The organism is Brevibacillus parabrevis (assembly GCF_022701015.1).
Classification (GTDB): Bacteria; Bacillota; Bacilli; order Brevibacillales; family Brevibacillaceae; genus Brevibacillus; species Brevibacillus parabrevis.
In genome coordinates, this window is the sequence record NZ_CP064090.1 from 3,488,973 (window position 1) to 3,508,733 (window position 19,761).

The window sequence follows — 19,761 nt, forward strand, 5'->3', positions numbered from 1 at the left end:
GAAAAAACATGCTGATCATTCATGCGCATCTGCAAGTAATTCCTGCACAGGAAGAAGCATTTTTGCAAGCGGTCAAAGGGCTGGTTGCTGCCAGCCAGGCGGAAGCAGGCAATCTCGGATACGTTCTGATGAAAAGCACGGAGCAAGAGCATTGCTATACGATGGTTGAGAAGTGGGCGGATGCTGCGGCAGTAGCGGCGCACAATGCAAGCGCTCATTTTCAGGCGTTCATCAAGCAAGCACCAGCTTTTGTTTCGGCACCGATGGAAGTGGAAGTATTCGCAGGCGAGCCAGTGAAGCTGTAAATCAGTCTGGAAAAGAAAAACAGCAAGGGTGATCCTGGGAGCTGACTCCAGGTGATCAGCTTTGCTGTTTTTTTGCATGACGGGAAGACATTGCGGTGGAAAGCATAGACCCGAAAAAAAAGACCCCACTTCTGGGGTGTAAATCCAATGACCCGTTGATGGAGGGGAGTTAGGAAACGCTTATTTCGAAGCAATCTGAGACAGTCCCACCTTTTCCGTCATGAGCGGTGACTTTCACGATAGCGTAATCTGAATGACCCGAAATGGTATGGAATACAATTTTTCCATAGTTAGGGCTAGTAACGACATCGTTGAAAGTGTAAACAAAGCCCGATCCCCGTTCAAATTGAATGGTAAAAGTCAGGCTATCTTCATCGGGATCAGCAAAATAATCGGTAAGGGAAACAGCCTCATGGGTTCCGGTAGGAGGGATAGCGAGATCAGGTATTCCCGAGCCTACAACAACCGGGGCTTGATTGCTATTCTCGACTTCTTCCCTGCTGTTTTGGAGGGATTTCGTTCGAGCCTACACCGTGCAGGCGACTTTCATCGCACACGGCGTTCCATCAACGGATAAGAATGGAGGAAAAGGAACAACGGGCACTATCATCGTACAACGCCTATGTCAAAATTTACACCTTTTCTTTCCATTTCACCCCAAAAAGCAAGCAATCACCAAAAGTTTGGGGAAAAGTATCCATTAAGACACAGGAGTCGTAATACATATAGACCCAGGCAATCTCGGTTCACAAGATGGAGAACAGGTCCGGAAAGATTTGAAATGGGGGGGTCTGATGAAAAAGCGGTTAGTAGTAAGCGGATTGATCCTTGTCTTTGCTTGCGCTTTCGTATTCGACAACAAACTTTACTATCCGGCACTCCCAATAGAAAGTATGAGCAAAAAAGCGGTGATAGAAAAGCTGAATGACTCTGACAAACCAATCGTTACATTATCGAACGAAAACGGTCAACAATGGTATATCATACGCGAACGAGATGCATCCGCAGCTGATGAGTTGATTAAGAAAATGGTCAGTCAAAAAGGATGGACGTTCCGACAAAAAGAAGGTAGTGGCCTCTTCTTTGAAAAACAAGGAGAAAATTTGATTGTAACTACCCAAAAGTGGACGGGTGACTATGTGTTAGTGAAAATTCCGGCCCCTTTTTCATGACTAAACGCGGTTCGCTTTCCGGTTATTTATGAGGCTGTCTGCTTATGAGTGATGAAGAGATAAAAAAATTAACCCCTACCTAACTTTCGATAGGAGACGGCAGAGAGGCAGGCAAAGTATAGTAAAAGTACCCGAAAGGAACATCCTCGCTTTAGTTGATGGACGCCATCTTCGATGAAAATCGCCCTCCTCGTGGCGTATCCTGTGTGGAAGGAACCATCTCTCCGTGCACCTTCCACACAGGAAGCGGGCTTATAATGGATTCCATTTGAGAGAATCAGATACAACCTCTCGCCCGCTTGCCATCAACAACCCCTTGAGCTGCACGAGGGGTTCATTTTTTTGCCAAAACAGCTCCTTGTTCATGAATGAGAACAAGGAGCTGTCATCGTTTTTGCCCAGAAAGTTGCTGTTGGTCCCTCATTTGATCATGAGAGCTAAAAACTCGTGCAGTTTATCCAAAGAGCGGATGTTTTGATTGCAGGTTGTGCTGTCTTGGCATAAATAGTTTCCTTTTTTCAAATACGTGCCGTCACTTGAACCGCGTGCTTCCAGGACGAACATGCCGATGTCGGAAACTTTGTTGCAGATGGCACAGATGCCTTTCTTCGCCATGGGCGTAAAAGTGCCGTGGATACCGATCAGCTTGTCGGGGTAGTTGGCGATGATAAATTTTTTATCAGAACCGTTGTCGAACCAACTGATGTACGACAACTCGGCATACGGAAGCTCGGCGGCTACTGGTGGCTTGAGCTTCTTGATCTTCGGGTACATTTTTTTGATCGCTTGCTCGGTAACGGCGGGAAACGGAACAACATAAGGCGACAAAGACAGCAGAAACTGTTTGGCTTCGTTCTTTTCTTTCAGCGAACGGATTGGCGCAAGCAGTTGTCTTTGTTCGTCAGAAAGATCAGCGAACAGCTGAAAAACCGCTTCCTGCGCAATGTCTTTTCGTGCCCGGATGACGTTCAAATCCGTGCTGCCCGTATACGCATTCAACAAGTTTTGCACCTGCCATTTGATAAAGTTGTAGTGGTGGGGAAAAATAAACGGTTGCATGTGAGCGTGTACCTCCTGTATGTGTCCGCTGCGCTGGTGAAAGAACACAGCAGTTTTGTCTCTTTTACTTTAAAAGCAAACGGCTGCGCTTGATAGGGAGAGAACGATTCTAAACAAAACTCGGCATAGAAAAAGCACTGATCGTCCTGGGGACAGATCAGTGCCTGAGTCTATTTGACATATACGATTTTTTTGATCGTTTCGATCGAGAGAAAGTACTGTTCGGCCAGCTGTGGAATGGACACGCCTTCGCGAAAAGCGTTGCGGATCAGGTTGTTCCTTTCGTCCAGCTGTTTTCTTCCGCCAGAGCGGGTTCCCCATTTATAATGCGTGGTTTTTGACTTCGGGATATAGATGGTTTCCCCTTGCACATACTTCTGGATTTCTGCAATCAGGCTTTCTGGCAGCATATTGGCTGCATTCGCATATTTCATTTTCGCTCGCTCCTTATTTTGGCATTCAAATAAGGGGCAAAGCCGGAAAATAAAAAATGAGATACATAACGGTAGGCGATGTATTGTCTAAACGACTGTCCACCTCATGCAAAGTATCGCCTTTTTATTTCCAGGCTTTGCATGAGACGCTGCAGTATCTGGCAAACTGAATCCATTCACCAACCATACACCCCCTCGATCACGATTCATACCTTCCTGTACAGTACGCAAACTCTGCGCAGTTCCTTCCATTATAGATCATCTTGCAGCGATTTTCATGCGCAGATGTTTGCGAGCGCTTTGCCAAGTTACTCAAAAAACACGATCTTTGCGGCTTATCGGCCGACGATCAGGTCAAGCAACTGATCATCTGTCCATGGCTCCAGCGCAAGCAACGCTTGGTACGGGTCAGCTCCTGGGATGTGAAAATAGGAGGCAAAAGCTGGCTCTGTCTTCAAGCCGTTTTGTTTGAGCTGGCGGATGTGCTGCCGCGCTTTCGGTCCTGCCAGTTGCAGCAAGCGATGTTCGATGATCATGTGCCGATACGCGTTTTGTTGTTCGACGGGGCGCGCTTGGGCAAAAAGCTCGAACCAGAAGCCGTGGGCAAAAAAGGAGACAAGACATGTGGGCACAGCTTGTACCGGCATGCGGGCTTCCTGGTATCCTTCGCAGTCTGCGTAAAAGCTGCGGGCGATCTCGGCGAACAGCTCAAGATCGTAGCATTCGCAGACGATGTCCAAATCACTGTCGCCAAGATCGATGTCGAGCGGAATCGTTCCGGCGAGCACCGGATCAAAAGCTTGCAGGCGTTGCAAGACCGCGCTTTGTTCGATGGCTCGTGCGGCTGTTTGCTGTTTTGCTGTACCGTTTTGCAAATAGGTGAGATCACGCCAGTTTCTCGTCATAGAAAACTCCTGTTTCCTTCGGTATTTGCAGATGTTTGTCGCAACAAGTATGATAGATTCGCGAAAACAAGTGTGCAACAAAAATCGCTTTTGCTCGTATTACCTATGTGAGGGGAGTGCATGCAGATGGATATTTTACTCTGGATCGTTGTTTTGGTGCTATTCGCGCTCAGTATTGCAGGTATATTTTTGCCTGTGTTACCCGATACGATTTTGCTGTGGGCAGGTTTTTTGCTCTACCACTTTTTCATAGCAGATCCGGGAGCGGGGTTGCCAGCGTCCTTCTGGTGGGGAATGGTGGTATTCAGTATATTGCTGTACGGCGCTGACTTGTTGACCAACATGTATTTCGTGAAAAAATACGGCGGCTCCAAATGGTCATCGGTGGCGGCGGCCGCAGGGATTTTTCTCGGGATTTTCGTGTTTCCGCCATTCGGGATGATCGTTTTGCCGTTTGTCTTCGTCGTGCTGGTAGAGCTGTTGGTGCAGAACCAGCCTTTCGAGCGGGCGGTCAAAGCGGGTTTTGGCTCCCTGATCGGCTTTTTGGGAAGCGCAGTGGTCAAAGTAGTGTTGCAGGTGACCATGATTATCTGGTTTTTCCTCGCCAGATAGAGAGAAAAAAGGACAGCGATGGCTGTCCTTTTTGTATGCCGCGAAATTAGTGAATGAGGCGGTAGACGCCGATGACTTTGCCGAGGATGGAAACGGCGTCCAAAATGATCGGTTCCATCGTGGCGTTCTCAGGCTGGAGACGGAAGTGGTTTTTTTCTTTGAAAAAGCGCTTGACGGTTGCTTCGTCTTCTTCGGTCATGGCGACAACGATATCTCCGTTGTTTGCCACATGCTGCTGGCGCACGATGACGTAGTCTCCGTCGAGGATTCCGGCGTCGATCATACTGTTTCCGGACACGCGCAGCATGTACACCTTGTCTGAAGTCACGATATTTTCTGGAAGCGGGAAGTATTCCTCTACGTCCTCAATCGCCGTGATCGGTTGCCCGGCGGTTACTTTCCCGATGACAGGAACGCGGACAACGGAGTCTTCGAAGTTGTCCTGGAAGCGATCTTCTTCAGACAACAGCTCGATCGCGCGCGGTTTGGTCGGGTCGCGGCGAATCAGGCCTTTCTTTTCCAGGCGGGCCAAGTGGCCGTGTACGGTAGAGCTGGAAGCCAGTCCGACAGCTTCGCCGATTTCGCGCACAGATGGAGGATAACCCTTGTCGCGAACTTCCTTCCGAATGAATTCGATGATGGCTTGTTGTCTGCTAGATAATTTTGACATAAAAAGACACCCCTGATTTCTCGAACATATTTTCCTATATTATACCATGGGAGCTTGCGTTCGACAAACATAAGTTCGATAAAAAGGCGAACAGGAATTTTTGCCCGAAAGAACGTTTCTTGTCGAATGGTTGGTGCGAGCCAGAAGCATGGCTGTTCGCGGATTGTCCCATACCAAAAGGGGAATTGGCCATCTTGCCGTCACCTGCGTGAATTTTGCAAAGGGGCAGGTTTTCGTATTGACATGAACATATGTTCTCATTTATGATTGGGGTACGAACTTATAGAACGTATGTTTGTAGGAGGTTATCCCATGAATGTCATGTCTATTCCTAACCGTTTTGAAAAAGAATCGTCCCGTCGCGTCCGTTTTGGTATTACTAGAGGCCAAGCCCTGTTGTTCCTGATTACGTTTTCTCTCTTTTTTTACTTGTTGACCGAACTGGTGTTTGCTTCTTCGCACGCTGAGCCGCTAAAAGGAACAGAAGTGACGGTTCGCGACGGTGACAGCTTGTGGACCATTGCAGTCCGCCATCAAACGGAGACGGTCGATGTACGCGATCTGATCCAGGATATTAAAGAGGCGAACGATCTACAGAGCAATCTGATTTATCCGGGACAGACCTTGCTCATTCCCGATCCGAAATGATAGAAAGCACTTGCCGGTTCGTCTCCATCTTGCGAGTTCGCCCTGATGTGATATAATTAAACGGCATTACTACTGGGTGGGAGGAACCGTACGTGGTATCTGACGCGGAAATCAAACGAATCAACGAACTGGTCAAAAAATCGCGCGAGGTTGGTTTGACCGATGAGGAAAAGCAAGAGCAGCAAGCTCTGCGACAAAAGTACATTGATGCGGTCAAGGCATCGCTGAAAGCGAATCTCGATTCCATCCGTTATGTGGAAGATCTTGAAGAGAATCGTCCCAAACATTAAGCTCACTTGTATTGATAAGGCAGACATCCTTGCTTGACGCTCGGGTGTCTTTTTGTTCCTTATGACTATCAGGTATTCGACAGAGGAGGAAAACAGATGGCGTGGGTGGCTGTAGCGGTAGGCGGTGCTGTCGGTTCATTGTTTCGCTATTGGTTGTCTTTGGCGGCGAATCAGCCGGGGTGGCCAATCGGCACCTGGTTAGCCAACATCATCGGCTCATTTTTGATCGGCGTGTTGTTTGTGATCGGCAAAGAGCGGGGAGGCATTTCTCCCGAAGTGTATATTTTGTTTACCACAGGGGTTATGGGTGGCTTCACGACGTTTTCCACCTTTTCTCTGGAGGTTGTTTCTTTTTGGGGCGACGGGCAATGGCTGCGCGGGACGCTGTATGCACTCGCGAGTATCGTGGTCGGGCTGTCCTCATGCGCCGTAGGGATTTGGCTTGCCCGGCAAATGCAATAATAAAAAATAATGGATAAAGCTGAGAGGGGGGATGGGTGTGAGTACCCAGCACCGCGATTACGAAGCAGAACAAAACAAGCTGAAAGAGACGATTGCGCTCATTGACGACGAGATTGTTCAACTGCGTGAGGAAATTAACGAAGCAACCGATGACTATGTGAAACAGGTCGTGAACTACAACAAGGCCAAAGATTTGCGGTATCTGGAAGATCACGGGCGAGACAAACCGTATTTCGGACGTGTGGATTTTCTCAAAGACGAGATTTACGAGCTGGATCAGGTGTATATCGGAAAACGCGGAATTGTCCGCAGTGATACGTTCGATTCGATTGTCGTGGATTGGCGAGCGCCCATTGCCAGTCTCTATTACTCCGGAGAGAGCAAGGATGCGTTTTACCGGATGGGGCGCGAGATTGTCCGTGGAGAGGTGCGGTTGAAGCGCAACTTTGCGATTGAGGACGGAGAGATTGTCGGGATTTACGATGGAGCGGTGAAAGAGACGATCAATCGGGAAATGGGGCATCCGGACGAGTTTTTGCAGGAAGGTTTCATCGACGAGTTTTTGAACGCGAATTTGAATATGGCCAATGACAGTCGCTTGAAAGATATCGTGGCGACGATCCAGTCAGAGCAAAATGAGATCATCCGGGCGGAAAAAGATCGGCCGATCGTCGTGCAAGGGGTGGCAGGTAGCGGAAAGACGACTATCGCCCTGCATCGGCTGTCGTACTTGATCTACAACTATCAGGATACGATGATGTCAAAAAAATTCATGGTGTTCGCGCCAAACCGGATGTTTCTTACGTACATATCAGAAGTGCTGCCTGAACTCGGCGTCGATGATGTCCAGCAGTCGACATTTGTGGATTGGGCGGCGCGGCTCGTCAAACCGCTCATGCCAAAAGGCTGGCGGATCGTCAGTCCCGACAAGCCGTTGCAGCTATTTTTTGAGGAAGGTCAGGATCAGCGTGAACAGGAGATTACTCGCAACAGGCTGCGCTTCAAAGGCTCACTGGCGTGCAAGGAAGCGATGGAGCAATACATTCGCTACGTGATTGAGACGAGAATCCCTTTCAAGAAACTGAGTTTTCTTTACAACAAAACGAAGCAAGTCTTCTCCATTCCGGGAGAGACGATCCGGCAATTTTTCCTGGAGCAGTTCGGGGCGTTGCCGTACCAGCGCAGGGTAGACGCGCTGCGCAAACATTTGAAGCAGGAAATGAACAAGCAGCTGTTTTCGCATTTACGTGAACGAAAAGTCGATCTCGACAAGCAAGGGCTGGCCAAATTTGAAAAAATGCTGGAACAGATTTTGGATACATACCTGGTCAGCTTTCCACGTCTGGATATTTTTGCGGCGTATCGGGAGTTGATTGCAGAGGAGGAATTGCTGCGCAAGCTCGCTCCGGCTGCGATCCCGGACGAGGTGATCCGTGATGTCAGCACCTCTTCTGCCGCACTGCTGGAACAGGAGCGCCTGGAGCCGGAAGACATCGCGCCGCTATTGTACTTGCAGCATATTATCGAGGGCATGAACAAAGCGGAGCATTTTGATCATACGGTTGTCGATGAAGCGCAAGATTTGAGCGCATTGGAGGTTGCGGTCATCGGGCTTGCGACGAAGCGAAATTCCATGACCATCGTTGGCGACATTGCCCAAGGCATCCACAGCTATCGCGGCATTCACGCGTGGGAAGAGCTGACGCAAGGCATTTTTGAGCAGCTTCGTCCCGCCTACTATACGCTGGCACAAAGCTATCGTTCGACGATCGAAATCATGCAATGCGCCAATGAGGTGCTGCGACAGATTGATCTGCCGGAGACGGTTCTCGCCAAGCCGGTTTTGCGCCATGGGGAAAAGCCGGTGATGGTTCATGCCCATTCAAGAGCCGAGCTGTGGGACGATATTCGTTCGCGAGTCGCCGCCTTGCAACAGGAAGGCTTTCAAACGATTGCGATTGTCACCAAAACGATTTTGGCGAGCAAAAAGGCGCACAAGGCTCTTGCCGAAAGCATCGCCGATCTGACGCTTCTCGGCAGCAAGGACAACCAGTTTCCGGGCGGCGTAACGGTAATGCCAGCTTATTTGACAAAAGGCTTGCAGTTTGACGCCGTGATTTTGCTCGATGTTGCATCTTATCGAAACAACGAGTGGGACGCGAAGCTGTTGTACGTGGCGATGACAAGACCTGTCCACCGGCTGGTGATGACGCAGATGGCAGGCGAAGAAGCGCCGCTTTTAGCTAACCTCGTACAAGAACTATATACGCAGGCGTGAACAGGAAAAATCCCCTCTGACTGAATAACAGCAGAGGGGATTTTTCCGGGCTGAACCGATTAATGGTCGCCTGTATTTCCTTTGGACGGATTGGTGATGACGAAGCCTTCCTGTGGCAGGAACAAGTAGTCGATGATGATGCCATCGAGCAATGGCTCGTCTTTTTTCACGATGACGTCAATTTCCTTGTCGGTGGAAACAACTACATCCTCTTCGGTTGGCTTGTCCAGAGCAAGACCGTAGTGCGCATGGTCACCGTGCGCGTGAGTGATATAGGCACGCAGCTTCAGGTCTTTGTCTGCTTCTTGTTCCATGATTGTGCCGAGCTGCTTCGCTGCATTTTTGGTAATCTTTACCTTCATAGGTCAAGTCTCCTAACTGTATGTATGTGAGTTTCTTCTCCATCTTAGCAAAGAGGGAAATGCAGATGCAATGTGGAAAGTGTTCTGGGTGATAGAGTTGCTAGACAAACTTGCGAAAAGGGGACGCTTTCATGAAGATTGATTTGCGCAGCGATACCGTCACAAAACCGACTGAGGCGATGCTTCGGGCCATGGCAGATGCCGAGGTGGGCGATGACGTTTACCGGGAAGACCCGACCGTTAACCGACTCGAACAGATTGCAGCCGAGCTGCTGGGGAAAGAAGCGGCTTTGTTTGTCACAAGCGGCACGCAAGGCAATCAGATTGCCGTGTTGACGCACTGTGTGAACGGCGATGAGGTCATTGCGGAAGCGGATTCTCATATTTTTTATTACGAAGGCGGCGCGATGTCGGCTTTGGCTGGTGTGCAGACACGGACGCTGGCGGGAGAACGGGGCGCCCTGCGTCCAGTAGATGTGGAAAAGGCGATTCGCGGCAACAACATTCATTTTCCGCGCACGAAGCTGGTTTGTATCGAAAATACACATAACCGGGCGGGCGGCGCGGTCGTTACGATCGAGCAAATGAAGGGCGTGCATGAGGTAGCGCAAAAGCACAACATCCCCGTTCACTTGGATGGCGCACGACTGTTCAATGCGGCGGCAGCTCTGGGCGTGCCTGTGTCTGCGCTTAGCCAGCACACCGATACCGTCCAAGTCTGTCTGTCCAAAGGCTTGAGCGCGCCTGTAGGCTCTCTTTTGGCAGGGGATCGGGCCTTTATCGAAGAAGCGAGATGGTGGAGAAAAAAACTCGGCGGAGGCTTGCGTCAGGCTGGATATTTGGCAGCGCCGGGAATCGTGGCTTTGACACAGATGACGGATCGGTTGACGGAAGACCACGCGCGTGCGCAGCAACTGGCTGAAGGGTTCCGCAAGCTGTCGCTCGAAGTCGAGCCTGTCGAGACGAACATCGTGCTGGTGAAGACGGATTCGATCCGGGAGACGGCAGTTGCCTTTTTGCAGCGTCTTGCAGACAAAGGAGTCCTGGCAGTCGACTTCGATGAATACGTGATCCGCTTTACCACTCATCGCCACATTGATGAGCAGCAAGTAAACAGGGTGCTGGAAATCGTGGAAGAGCTCATTGGCACGGCGAAGGTTTCGGGATAATTGTTGCGGGCACCAAGCATGGGCAAAGCCAGTCTGCTTGAATCGGGGAGCGGATTGGCTTGTTCTGATTGCACCGTTCACTTGCGGCCGACTTTCGACAAATTGTACAAAAATTTTCGGAATAAAGAGAATATTTTTAACCAAGTCGTCCAGTTCCTTTCTCACTGTAATGCGATAGCATAATGATGAGTTGGAGCCTATCTTTCAGTCATCATCGCGAACTCGATACAGACGAGGGGGATGCCAGATTTGAAAAAGCGAATGGGCGCACTTTTGGCTAGTTTTCTGATTTTTCAATTAGTAACTGGATGTAGCACAGCGCAGCCAACAGCTACAGACAACAAGGGAACCGAAGCACCCAAAACAGACACAGCCAAAGCGAAAGAAATGGTCCTGAACTGGAACGCAGATGGGGGAGAACCGCCTACGGCCGACCCGGGACTTGCTTCAGATGGAACTTCTTTTGACGTCATTACGGCCTGTTTCGAGGGTCTGACACGTTATGGGACGGACGGGAAAATTGCGGGCGCGATGGCTGAAACGTATTCGGTTTCGCCAGATATGCTGACGTATACGTTCCAACTGAAAAAAGACGCGCTTTGGTCGAATGGAGATCCGGTAACGGCACACGATTTTGAGTTTGCCTGGAAACGCAATCTCGACCCGCAAACAGGATCGGAATACGCCTACATGCTTTATTTCATCAAAGGAGCGGAAGAATTTAATACAGGCAAAGGCAGCAAGGATGATGTCGGGGTGAAAGCGATCGACGATCATACCCTGGAAGTCAAGCTGAACTCGCCAGCGCCGTTCTTTTACGAGCTGACAGCTTTCCCGACGCTGTTCCCGCTGCACAAAAAAACAGTGGAAACTAACCCGGCCTGGGCGGCATCTCCGGAAAATTACATCGGAAACGGGCCGTTTAAAATGGAAACGTGGGAACACAAAAACAAGCTGGTTTTGGTCAAAAACGACAACTATCACGACAAAGGTGCAGTGAAGCTGGACAAGATCGTCTGGAGCATGATTACCGATACCAATACAGCGCAAGCTCTGTTCGATTCGGGCGATCTGGATTGGGGAGGCCATCCGACGTATACGCTCCCTGTAGATTTGCTGCAAAGCTTGCATGACGAAGGCAAAATTGTCCTCGATCCGTATCCAAACACGGTAGCCGTGACATTCAACACCACAAAGCCACCTTTTACGAACAAAAAAGTTCGTCAGGCGTTCTCGTATGCGATTGAGCGCCAGCCGCTGGTGGACGGCATCGTCATGCCGGGTGTGCCCGCTGCGTATGCCTGGGTTCCGCCGTCGATGAAGCTCAGCGGCAATGATTATTTCCAAGAAGATTCGGCGAAAGCCAAGCAGCTTTTGGCGGAAGGCTTGAAGGAGCTGGGGCTGACAGCGATGCCGGAATTTACTTTCTCCTACGGAACAGGGGATGACAGGCAAAAGAAACTGGCGGAAGCGCTTCAGGATCAGTGGAAGAAAAACCTCGGCGTAGAGGTGAAGATCAGCGGGCTGGAAGAAAAGGTATTCCTGCAAAACAAGCGCTCCAAAAATTATCAGTTTGCCTATCGGAATTGGGGAGCGGACTTCAACGACCCGATCAACTTCCTGGAGATTTTCAAAGACAAGACAGTCGGAACGAATGACGCCGCCTGGGAAAATGAACAGTACCGCAAACTGATCGTGGACAGCTATCTGGAACTGGATACAGCGAAGCGCAATGCGATCATGCAGCAAGCCGAGCAAATTTTGATGGACGAGATGCCGATTGCCCCGATTTACTATGGCGTGCGCCCGTATATTCAAAACGACAAGGTCAAAGGTCTGCTTCTGAATCCGTTCGGCGGCAGAGACTTTAAATACACTACCGTAGAAAAGTAAACGAAAAAGGCAGGAACCCCCTTTGTGCCAACGATCAGACCGGCGGCATGAAGGGGGTTTTCTCTGTTCAGCGCGTGTAATTCCGCACTCCCAAAGAAATACTATAGCCATTGACTATGGAAGGAAATGAGGGATAGACATGATATCGGCCAAAGAGCGTGAAAGACTGCAGAACCAGATGAAACGCGATGAGAGCAAGATTGTCAACATTGTGCTCCAGGATGCCCGCCAAGTGGCAGGGGAGATTGAAAAAGCCACCCACCAAGGGATTTTCATGGTAGATGGCCGTTACTACGGATATGAAGACATCAAGGAAATCAACGGTTCACTCTAAACAGCGGATGTGCGTGTCCGCCTAAATCAACGGCGGCGGAAAAAAGTGACGCAAAGCATCGGGGAGTTCTTTTTGCCACAAGCCCCAGACGTGGTTGCCCGGTTTTTCCGAATAGGACAGGCTGGCGTTGCTGTCAGTGAGCAGTGTTTTTGCTTCCCGATTCCATTGAACGAAGTCGAACGTTCCGATATGGGTTTCTACAGCGGTTTCATCCAGTCCCACAACCATCCAGAGCCGCAGCCAGGAAAGGTCTCCGCTGTTTTGGATGGCCGCTTGTGTCGGCTGGAAAAAGGCTCCTGACAGGGCAAGCACCTGGGAAAACAGTTCGGGGTGGTCCAGTGCGAGGTGCAAGGAAACCGTTCCTCCGAGCGAATCGCCCGCGAGCACGCGGGAAGCTTTGTCGCGTCTTACGGGATAGCGCTCCTCGATGTACGGCAGCAGCTCCTCGCAAAAAAAGCGTTTGTACGCTGCATTTTTTGCGCCTACAGGCGAATATTCACTCGTCCGTTTGCTGCGATCCACCGAGACGCCGACGACGAGGAACGGTTCGATGCCTTCTTCGAGAATCAACTGGTTGGCGATGGTGGCAATCCGCCCCATCGTAAAGAAATCGTTTCCGTCCTGACAATAGACGACAGGGTAAGAAAGCAGTTCATTATAGCCCGGCGGGAGGTACACTTTGACCGAGCGGGGAGTGTCTACGTGGACGCTTGGGACTTCTTCTTTTATGATTGTTCGTTTTACATAATCAGACATCGATTTACACTCCTGTTTGCTCAAATGTAAAACTAAGCCTTGAAAAAAACTGATACAGCTTATATAGTAAATGATAACAGAGAGGAAATAAACCCTGTAATATCAATACTATAACACGTTAAACAGACATTTTGTCTGCAATATAACAGGGTTGTGCGGACGGCGCTGTAAGCCCTTTCTTGCACACACAAACTTTCTTCTGCTTTTTATCAGGGGACACTTCCGACACGTTTCGTCTTCCTTGCCGATTGAGCACTGGCTCAGTTGCGTGGGACATGGCGAAGCAAGCAAGGAAGCCCCTTATTCTAGTGACGAGGTGAATGTGATGAGCGTAACCACTGCTGTTGAACAAACAGAGAACAACGCCCCGCTGCAAATTCTTGCTCCGGACGGTACGGTTGTTCGTCCTGACTTGATGCCTAAGCTCTCCGATGATGAACTGCGTGAACTGATGCGTAAAATGGTCTTTACCCGTGTGTGGGACCAACGCGCTATCAGCTTGAACCGCCAAGGTCGTCTGGGCTTTTACGCGCCTGTAGCTGGTCAAGAAGCAAGCATGATCGGTTCCGAGGCGGCTCTGTCCAAAGAAGACTTCATCCTGCCAAGCTACCGCGACATTCCGCAAATGGTCTGGCACGGTTTCCCTATGCACAAGGCGTTCCTCTACTCCCGTGGACACATCGAGGGTGGACGAATCCCTGAAGGCGTAAACGTTTTGATGCCACAAATCATCATCGCAGCACAATGTACACAAGCGACAGGCGTGGCAATGGGCTACAAGCTGCGCGGCGAAAAGCGCGTTGCGATCAACTACTTTGGTGACGGGGCAACCTCCCAAGGTGATTTCTACGAAGGTATGAACTACGCAGGTGTTTACAAACTGCCTGTGATCTTCTTCTCGCAAAACAACGGTTATGCGATCTCCCTGCCGTTCGAAAAACAAACGGCTTCTGAAAATATCGCAGTCAAAGCAGTTTCTGCCGGTATCGCAAGCGAGCGTATCGACGGCATGGACATCCTCGCTGTTTACTACGCAGTTCAAAAAGCGAAAGAGCGCGGTGTTAACGGCGAAGGCGCGACTTTGATCGAGGCGCTGACATACCGTTATGGTCCGCACACCATGGCTGGTGACGACCCAACTCGCTACCGTACTGGTGAAGAGCAAAGCGAGTGGGAACTGCGCGACCCATTGATCCGCTTCCGCAAATTCCTGGAGAGCAAAGGTCTTTGGAGCGAAAAAGACGAAGAAGCTGTCATTGAAGAAGCGAAAGCAGCAGTTGCAGACGCAATCAAAAAAGCGGACGAAACTCCGAAAATGAAAGTGACTGAACTGATCGATGTAATGTTTGAGACACTGCCGCCTGCACTCGAAGAGCAAAAGGCAGAATTCCTGGCGAAGGAGTCGAAATAAGCCATGGCACAAATGACAATGGTTCAAGCCATTACGGATGCAATGCGCGTAGAATTGAAGCGCGATGAAACCGTACTTGTCTTCGGGGAAGACGTAGGGAAAAACGGCGGGGTATTCCGTGCGACAGAAGGTTTGCAAGCTGAATTTGGCGAGCAGCGCGTATTCGATACGCCGCTCGCTGAGTCCGGAATTGGTGGACTGGCAGTAGGCTTGTCCATTAACGGCTTCCGCCCTGTAGCGGAAATCCAGTTCTTTGGCTTCGTATTTGAAACGTTCGATGCGATCGCTTCCCAAGCGACTCGTATGCGTTACCGTTCCGGCGGTCGTTTTAGCAGCCCGGTAACTTTCCGTTCCCCATTCGGTGGCGGCGTGAAAACTCCTGAGCTGCATGCTGACTCTCTGGAAGGCTTGATGATGCAAACGCCGGGTCTGAAAGTGGTTATCCCTTCCAACCCTTACGATGCAAAAGGTCTGCTGATCTCGGCAATTCGCGACAACGATCCGGTTGTGTTCCTGGAGCACATGAAGCTGTATCGCTCTTTCCGTCAAGAAGTACCAGAGGGCGAGTACACCATTCCGCTCGGAAAAGCGAACGTAGTAAAAGAAGGCAGCGATGTTACCATCATCACCTATGGTGCTATGGTGCATACCAGCCTGAAAGCGGCTGAAGAAATCGAAAAAGCTCGTGGCGCCAAAGTGGAAGTCATCGACCTGCGCACCATCAGCCCGCTCGATATCGACACCATCGTAGCATCCGTGAAGAAAACAAACCGTGCGATCGTCGTGCAGGAAGCGCAAAAAACTTCCGGTGTTGCTGCGGAAATCATTACGCAAATCAACGAGCGCGCTATTCTCCACCTCGAAGCACCAGTGCTGCGTATCACGGCACCGGATACCGTTTATCCGTTTGCACAAGCAGAAGACATCTGGCTGCCTGACGTGAAACGCGTGGTAGACGGATTGACTCAAGTGCTCGATTTTTAATCGGTAACAGACATAATGGCGGAAAAGTTGAAAGCTTTCCGCCTTCTTTCCGAAATTTACAGGCTGTGAATACGGCGTAGTGTTTACTAAGGAGGAGATACTGTGAGTCGTTTTACATTCAGACTCCCGGAGCTCGGCGAGGGTATCCATGAAGGCGAAATCGTCAAATGGCACGTTCAGCCCGGAGATTCCGTAGAAGAAGACCAAGTCATTATGGAAGTGCAAAATGACAAGGCGGTAGTAGAAGTGCCATCGCCTGTAAAAGGAAAAGTTATCGAGCTGAAAGTAACAGAAGGAACGGTTTCTGTTGTCGGCGATCCTTTGATCGAGTTCGAGGTTGAGGGCGAAATTCCAAACCTGCCAGACCACGGTCATGGCAGTGCACCTGCGGCTGAAGCGGCGCCAGCACCTGCTGCTGACAAAATGGAGCCAGGTTGCGATATCGGTTCCCAAGTGAGCGCGAATGCGAACCAAGCGCTGGAAACACCAATGGCGCAAGCAACTGCGACAGCAGTAGCGGCTCCAATCGATCGCAAACACGTATTGGCTACTCCTTCCGTGCGTAAATATGCGCGTGAAAAAGGCGTTCAGCTGACACTGGTTCCTGGAACTGGCAAGCTGGGCCGCATCACTCGCGAAGACGTAGATCGCTTCGTATCGGGTGGCGCTGTCGCTCCTTCTGCACAAGCAGTGGAAACGGCTGCTCCAGCAGCAACAGAAGCACCGGCAGCTACTGCTCCAACAGGCGTAGCACAAGCTGCTTCTGCGCCAACTGTTCACTACAGTGCGCAAGCAGGCGAGCTGGAAGAGCGCGTTCCTTTGAAAGGAATCCGCAAAGCGATCGCCAAAGCAATGGTCAAATCCGCTTACACAGCACCACACGTTACTATTTTCGACGAAGTGGACGTAACGGCGCTGGTAGCGATGCGCAAAGACGCGAAACTACTCGCAGAAGAGCGCGGCGTGAAGCTGACTTACTTGCCAATGATCGTCAAAGCAGTCGTTGCTGGTCTGAAAAAGTTCCCAGAACTGAATGCTTCTATCGACGAAGAAAAACAAGAAATCATCTACAAAAAATACTACAACATCGGCATCGCGACTTCGACAGAAGACGGTTTGCTCGTACCGGTTGTCAAAGCGGCTGACAGCAAGTCGATCTTCCACATCGCGGGCGAAATCAGCGAGCTGGCGAAAAAATCTCGCGATCGCAAAGCGAGTGCTGACGAACTGAAAGGTTCGACTTTCAGCATCACCAACATCGGCTCTGCTGGCGGCATGTTCTTCACGCCGATCATCAACTACCCTGAGGTTGCGATCCTGGGCGTAGGTCGTATCAGCGAAAAACCAGTGGTGAAAAACGGCGAAATCGTGGTTGGCCAAATGCTGCACCTGTCCTTGAGCTTTGACCACCGCTTGGTTGATGGCGAACCTGCACAACGTTTCGTCAACTACGTGAAGCAGCTTCTGGAAAACCCAACGCTGCTCGTCATGGAGGGATAAGAGACAATGGTAGTAGGTGAATTTACGACAGAAGTAGACGTGCTCGTCATCGGTGCGGGCCCAGGCGGATACGTGGCAGCGATTCGCGCCGCGCAAATGGGAAAAACCGTAGCAGTTGTGGAAAAAGCGGAAGTCGGCGGCGTGTGCCTGAACGTAGGTTGCATTCCTTCCAAAGCGATGATCCATGCTGCACACACGTATGAGCACGCTCAACATACCGAATCCATGGGCATCACCATGGAAAACGTCAAAGTGGATTTTGCCAAGGTTCAAGAGTGGAAAAGCGGGATTGTGAAGCAATTGACAGGTGGCGTAAGCTCCTTGTTCAAAGGCAACAAAATCCAGGTGATTCCAGGTGAAGCACTGTTTGTCAGCGAAAACGAAGTGCGCGTCTTCCACGGCTATGACGTGAACCGCTATCGCTTCCAGCATTGCATCATCGCGACCGGATCTCGTCCGATCGAACTCCCTGCTTTCCCGTTCGGCAAACGCGTTCTGTCCTCGACAGAAGCATTGGCTTTGACCGAACTGCCTAAGAGCATGGTTGTAATCGGCGGCGGTTACATCGGCATCGAGCTGGGTACCGTATTCGCGAAATTCGGCACCAAAGTAACCATTCTGGAAGGCTCCGATCAAATTTTGCCTGGCTTCGAGCCAGATATGCCTCGTCTCGTTGAGCGCAAGCTGAAAAAGCTGGGCGTGACCATCCATACCAAAGCGCTGGCGCAAGGAATGGAAGAAACCGAGAACGGTGTAATTGTCAAGGCAGAAGTAAAAGGCGAAGCGCAGCAAATCGAGGCGGAATACGTCCTCGTTACAGTTGGGCGCCGTCCGAACACGGATGAGCTTGGCGTTCGCGATATCGGCATGAACCTGACTGATCGCGGCCTGATCGTCGTCGACAAGCAAGGCCGTACGAACATTCCTAACGTGTATGCGATCGGGGATATCGTGGCAGGACCAGCTTTGGCGCACAAAGCTTCCTACGAAGGAAAAGTGGCCGCTGAAGCGATTGCAGGACATCCGGCTGAAGTCGACTACAAAGCGATCCCGGCAGTTGTTTTCTGCGATCCGGAAATTGCAAGCGTCGGTATCAACGAAAGAGAAGCAAAAGAACAAGGCATCGATTATGTGGTGGGACGCTTCCCATTCGCAGCAAACGGCCGTGCGCTCTCTGTCAATGCAGGTGAGGGCTACGTGAAGTTGATTGCCGAAAAAGAAACGAATCTCGTCCTCGGTGCGCAAATCGTTGGTCCAGAAGCTTCGAACATCATTGCAGAAGTGGGACTGGCGATTGAAATGGGCGCAACCCTTGAAGATATCGAATTGACCATCCACGCTCACCCGACTCTTGGGGAAGTGACGATGGAAGCGGCTGAACTGGCACTGGGTCGTCCGATTCACGTGATGAAATAACAGCAGCTTTTACGAAAAAAGCCTTGTACCTTTACGGTTACAGGGCTTTTTTCTTCCACATCTTACCCTTTCCACCTGTACTTATATAATGTAAAATAGTGGGAGACTGACGTGGGTGGAGGCTTGGCAGCATGGAGATTACAAATAAGATGATTGATGACTTGCGCCAAAAGCTGGAACGCGCAGCCAAAGAAGCAGGCTACAATTTTCTTGACCCCGAGATCGTAAAAATAAGTCAGCAGTTGGATAAGCTGATCGTCGCGCATATGTTGCATGAAAAACGCCCTTCGTAAGGGCGTTTTTAGTGGGCAAAATTAGGAGAAGGAATACAGCAGGTGGGCGTTAGACCCCATTTTTCGTAAACAAGGCTCTTGGGCATAATAATAGCTGGGGTACAAAATAAGCTGCTGCGCGTCATGGTTTGGCTCATCACTCGGGTGCGTCAAATGACGAGCCGCTTCATCAAAAACGAACGCAGGGGAAATGGTGTGCAAGTAGGCAAGCATGGCAGGAATATCTTGCACGGCATAGTAGATGCGCTCAGCTTCTTTTACAAACTGCGGGGCGATGATCTCCCAGTTCTCCTCGAAAACCATTTGCCAATAAGACGATACAAACAGGCTGAAGCGGCCTTTTACATAATCGGAGTCTTCCCGTATATCGAGAAGCACTTGTGGGATGCTGTGCTGCTCTAGCCATCGGTCCAGCATCGGGCTCACGCTTCGCACAAACTCTTCGGTTGGCAGGGTGACGAAGTATTCGTACTGATCGTCGACAGCCATGACCCCTTTGGTATGTACAGGATCGAACGAATCGGGGATGCCGTAACGAAACAGCGGCAGCAGATAGTCCCATTCTCTTTTCAGACGAACAGATTCAAATTGTTCAAGCTTGTCTTCCGACCATGAAATGAAGCGCTCAGGAGGAGTTGGCTGGGCAAGGGTATGCAGGCTGGCAGCCAGCTCGTACAAGGGAGAAACACTGTAGCTGATCGCGTTCGAAAGCGGGCTGTTGCCCGGAAGTGGAATAGTGATCATAGTGGGCTAAACCTCCATCATGGATACTGCATCCATCATAGATCATCCCTGTGGGACAATTCAA

General features: G+C 50.4%; 22 protein-coding genes. 15 read left to right on the plus strand and 7 right to left on the minus strand.

Features of this window, described 5'->3' with window-relative positions; genetic code table 11:
- The first annotated feature begins 8 nt into the window (after positions 1-8).
- On the plus strand, positions 9-305 hold the full coding sequence (locus tag IRJ17_RS16800; RefSeq protein WP_122965354.1) for a putative quinol monooxygenase: 297 nt from the start codon (positions 9-11) through the stop codon (positions 303-305).
- Between the two features lie 794 nt (positions 306-1,099).
- Entirely contained in the window at positions 1,100-1,477 is a 378-nt protein-coding gene (locus tag IRJ17_RS16805) for a hypothetical protein (protein WP_242771158.1), read from the plus strand.
- A 420-nt stretch (positions 1,478-1,897) separates the two neighbouring features.
- Here IRJ17_RS16805 and IRJ17_RS16810 read toward each other — a convergent pair whose 3' ends face one another.
- From IRJ17_RS16810 to IRJ17_RS16820, 3 genes are all read right to left on the minus strand, one after another.
- Positions 1,898-2,536, minus strand: coding sequence for a FusB/FusC family EF-G-binding protein (locus IRJ17_RS16810; RefSeq protein WP_242771160.1), 639 nt, complete (start codon positions 2,534-2,536; stop codon positions 1,898-1,900).
- 170 nt (positions 2,537-2,706) lie between these two features.
- Positions 2,707-2,970 carry a CD3324 family protein gene (locus IRJ17_RS16815; RefSeq protein ID WP_122965358.1) on the minus strand — a complete coding sequence of 88 codons (264 nt, stop codon included), beginning with the start codon at positions 2,968-2,970 and terminating at the stop codon, positions 2,707-2,709.
- Positions 2,971-3,305: 335 nt separating this feature from the next.
- Positions 3,306-3,875, minus strand: coding sequence for a DUF4269 domain-containing protein (locus IRJ17_RS16820; protein ID WP_242771162.1), 570 nt, complete (start codon positions 3,873-3,875; stop codon positions 3,306-3,308).
- A gap of 126 nt (positions 3,876-4,001) precedes the next feature.
- On the opposite strand from IRJ17_RS16820, the gene IRJ17_RS16825 reads away from it, so the two are divergent.
- Positions 4,002-4,487: a DUF456 domain-containing protein gene (locus tag IRJ17_RS16825; protein WP_122965360.1), complete on the plus strand. Its 486-nt coding sequence runs from the start codon at positions 4,002-4,004 to the stop codon at positions 4,485-4,487.
- A 46-nt stretch (positions 4,488-4,533) separates the two neighbouring features.
- On the opposite strand, the gene lexA is transcribed toward IRJ17_RS16825, so the two are convergent.
- Complete coding sequence (lexA, locus tag IRJ17_RS16830; RefSeq protein ID WP_063228476.1) at positions 4,534-5,157, minus strand: transcriptional repressor LexA; 624 nt, start codon at positions 5,155-5,157, stop codon at positions 4,534-4,536.
- A 312-nt stretch (positions 5,158-5,469) separates the two neighbouring features.
- Between lexA and yneA the strand changes: the two genes are divergently transcribed.
- The 4 genes from yneA to IRJ17_RS16850 all read left to right on the plus strand — a co-directional run bounded on the left by yneA (position 5,470) and on the right by IRJ17_RS16850 (position 8,835).
- Positions 5,470-5,805 (plus strand): cell division suppressor protein YneA, encoded by a 336-nt coding sequence (yneA, locus tag IRJ17_RS16835; protein WP_173596542.1) that lies wholly within the window; start codon positions 5,470-5,472, stop codon positions 5,803-5,805.
- 92 nt (positions 5,806-5,897) lie between these two features.
- Positions 5,898-6,095, plus strand: coding sequence for a DUF896 domain-containing protein (locus IRJ17_RS16840; RefSeq protein WP_063228478.1), 198 nt, complete (start codon positions 5,898-5,900; stop codon positions 6,093-6,095).
- 96 nt (positions 6,096-6,191) lie between these two features.
- On the plus strand, positions 6,192-6,557 hold the full coding sequence (gene crcB / locus IRJ17_RS16845) for a fluoride efflux transporter CrcB (protein WP_173596543.1): 366 nt from the start codon (positions 6,192-6,194) through the stop codon (positions 6,555-6,557).
- A 37-nt stretch (positions 6,558-6,594) separates the two neighbouring features.
- On the plus strand, positions 6,595-8,835 hold the full coding sequence (locus IRJ17_RS16850) for a HelD family protein (RefSeq protein ID WP_242771164.1): 2,241 nt from the start codon (positions 6,595-6,597) through the stop codon (positions 8,833-8,835).
- Between the two features lie 59 nt (positions 8,836-8,894).
- On the opposite strand, the gene IRJ17_RS16855 is transcribed toward IRJ17_RS16850, so the two are convergent.
- On the minus strand, positions 8,895-9,197 hold the full coding sequence (locus IRJ17_RS16855; RefSeq protein ID WP_063228481.1) for a HesB/IscA family protein: 303 nt from the start codon (positions 9,195-9,197) through the stop codon (positions 8,895-8,897).
- A 131-nt stretch (positions 9,198-9,328) separates the two neighbouring features.
- Between IRJ17_RS16855 and ltaE the strand changes: the two genes are divergently transcribed.
- The 3 genes from ltaE to IRJ17_RS16870 all read left to right on the plus strand — a co-directional run bounded on the left by ltaE (position 9,329) and on the right by IRJ17_RS16870 (position 12,593).
- Entirely contained in the window at positions 9,329-10,366 is a 1,038-nt protein-coding gene (ltaE, locus tag IRJ17_RS16860) for a low-specificity L-threonine aldolase (protein ID WP_242771166.1), read from the plus strand.
- 249 nt (positions 10,367-10,615) lie between these two features.
- The gene (locus IRJ17_RS16865) at positions 10,616-12,259 is read left to right on the plus strand and encodes a peptide ABC transporter substrate-binding protein (protein WP_412679185.1); all 1,644 of its coding nucleotides are present in this window, start codon (positions 10,616-10,618) and stop codon (positions 12,257-12,259) included.
- Between the two features lie 139 nt (positions 12,260-12,398).
- On the plus strand, positions 12,399-12,593 hold the full coding sequence (locus IRJ17_RS16870; RefSeq protein WP_063228484.1) for a hypothetical protein: 195 nt from the start codon (positions 12,399-12,401) through the stop codon (positions 12,591-12,593).
- Positions 12,594-12,614: 21 nt separating this feature from the next.
- Here the strand turns inward: IRJ17_RS16870 and IRJ17_RS16875 are convergent, their stop codons facing one another.
- On the minus strand, positions 12,615-13,349 hold the full coding sequence (locus IRJ17_RS16875; RefSeq protein WP_173596547.1) for an alpha/beta hydrolase: 735 nt from the start codon (positions 13,347-13,349) through the stop codon (positions 12,615-12,617).
- A 325-nt stretch (positions 13,350-13,674) separates the two neighbouring features.
- On the opposite strand from IRJ17_RS16875, the gene pdhA reads away from it, so the two are divergent.
- From pdhA to IRJ17_RS16900, 5 genes are all read left to right on the plus strand, one after another.
- The gene (gene pdhA, locus IRJ17_RS16880) at positions 13,675-14,760 is read left to right on the plus strand and encodes a pyruvate dehydrogenase (acetyl-transferring) E1 component subunit alpha (protein WP_122965367.1); all 1,086 of its coding nucleotides are present in this window, start codon (positions 13,675-13,677) and stop codon (positions 14,758-14,760) included.
- Positions 14,761-14,763: 3 nt separating this feature from the next.
- Positions 14,764-15,744, plus strand: a complete 981-nt coding sequence (locus IRJ17_RS16885; RefSeq protein WP_122965368.1) for an alpha-ketoacid dehydrogenase subunit beta — start codon at positions 14,764-14,766, stop codon at positions 15,742-15,744.
- A 102-nt stretch (positions 15,745-15,846) separates the two neighbouring features.
- Complete coding sequence (locus tag IRJ17_RS16890) at positions 15,847-17,244, plus strand: dihydrolipoamide acetyltransferase family protein (RefSeq protein WP_242771173.1); 1,398 nt, start codon at positions 15,847-15,849, stop codon at positions 17,242-17,244.
- Between the two features lie 6 nt (positions 17,245-17,250).
- Positions 17,251-18,660 carry a dihydrolipoyl dehydrogenase gene (lpdA, locus tag IRJ17_RS16895; protein ID WP_122965370.1) on the plus strand — a complete coding sequence of 470 codons (1,410 nt, stop codon included), beginning with the start codon at positions 17,251-17,253 and terminating at the stop codon, positions 18,658-18,660.
- 131 nt (positions 18,661-18,791) lie between these two features.
- Positions 18,792-18,953 carry an aspartyl-phosphate phosphatase Spo0E family protein gene (locus IRJ17_RS16900; protein WP_063228490.1) on the plus strand — a complete coding sequence of 54 codons (162 nt, stop codon included), beginning with the start codon at positions 18,792-18,794 and terminating at the stop codon, positions 18,951-18,953.
- Between the two features lie 21 nt (positions 18,954-18,974).
- Here the strand turns inward: IRJ17_RS16900 and IRJ17_RS16905 are convergent, their stop codons facing one another.
- Entirely contained in the window at positions 18,975-19,697 is a 723-nt protein-coding gene (locus IRJ17_RS16905) for a hypothetical protein (protein ID WP_122965371.1), read from the minus strand.
- Between the last annotated feature and the right edge of the window lie 64 nt (positions 19,698-19,761).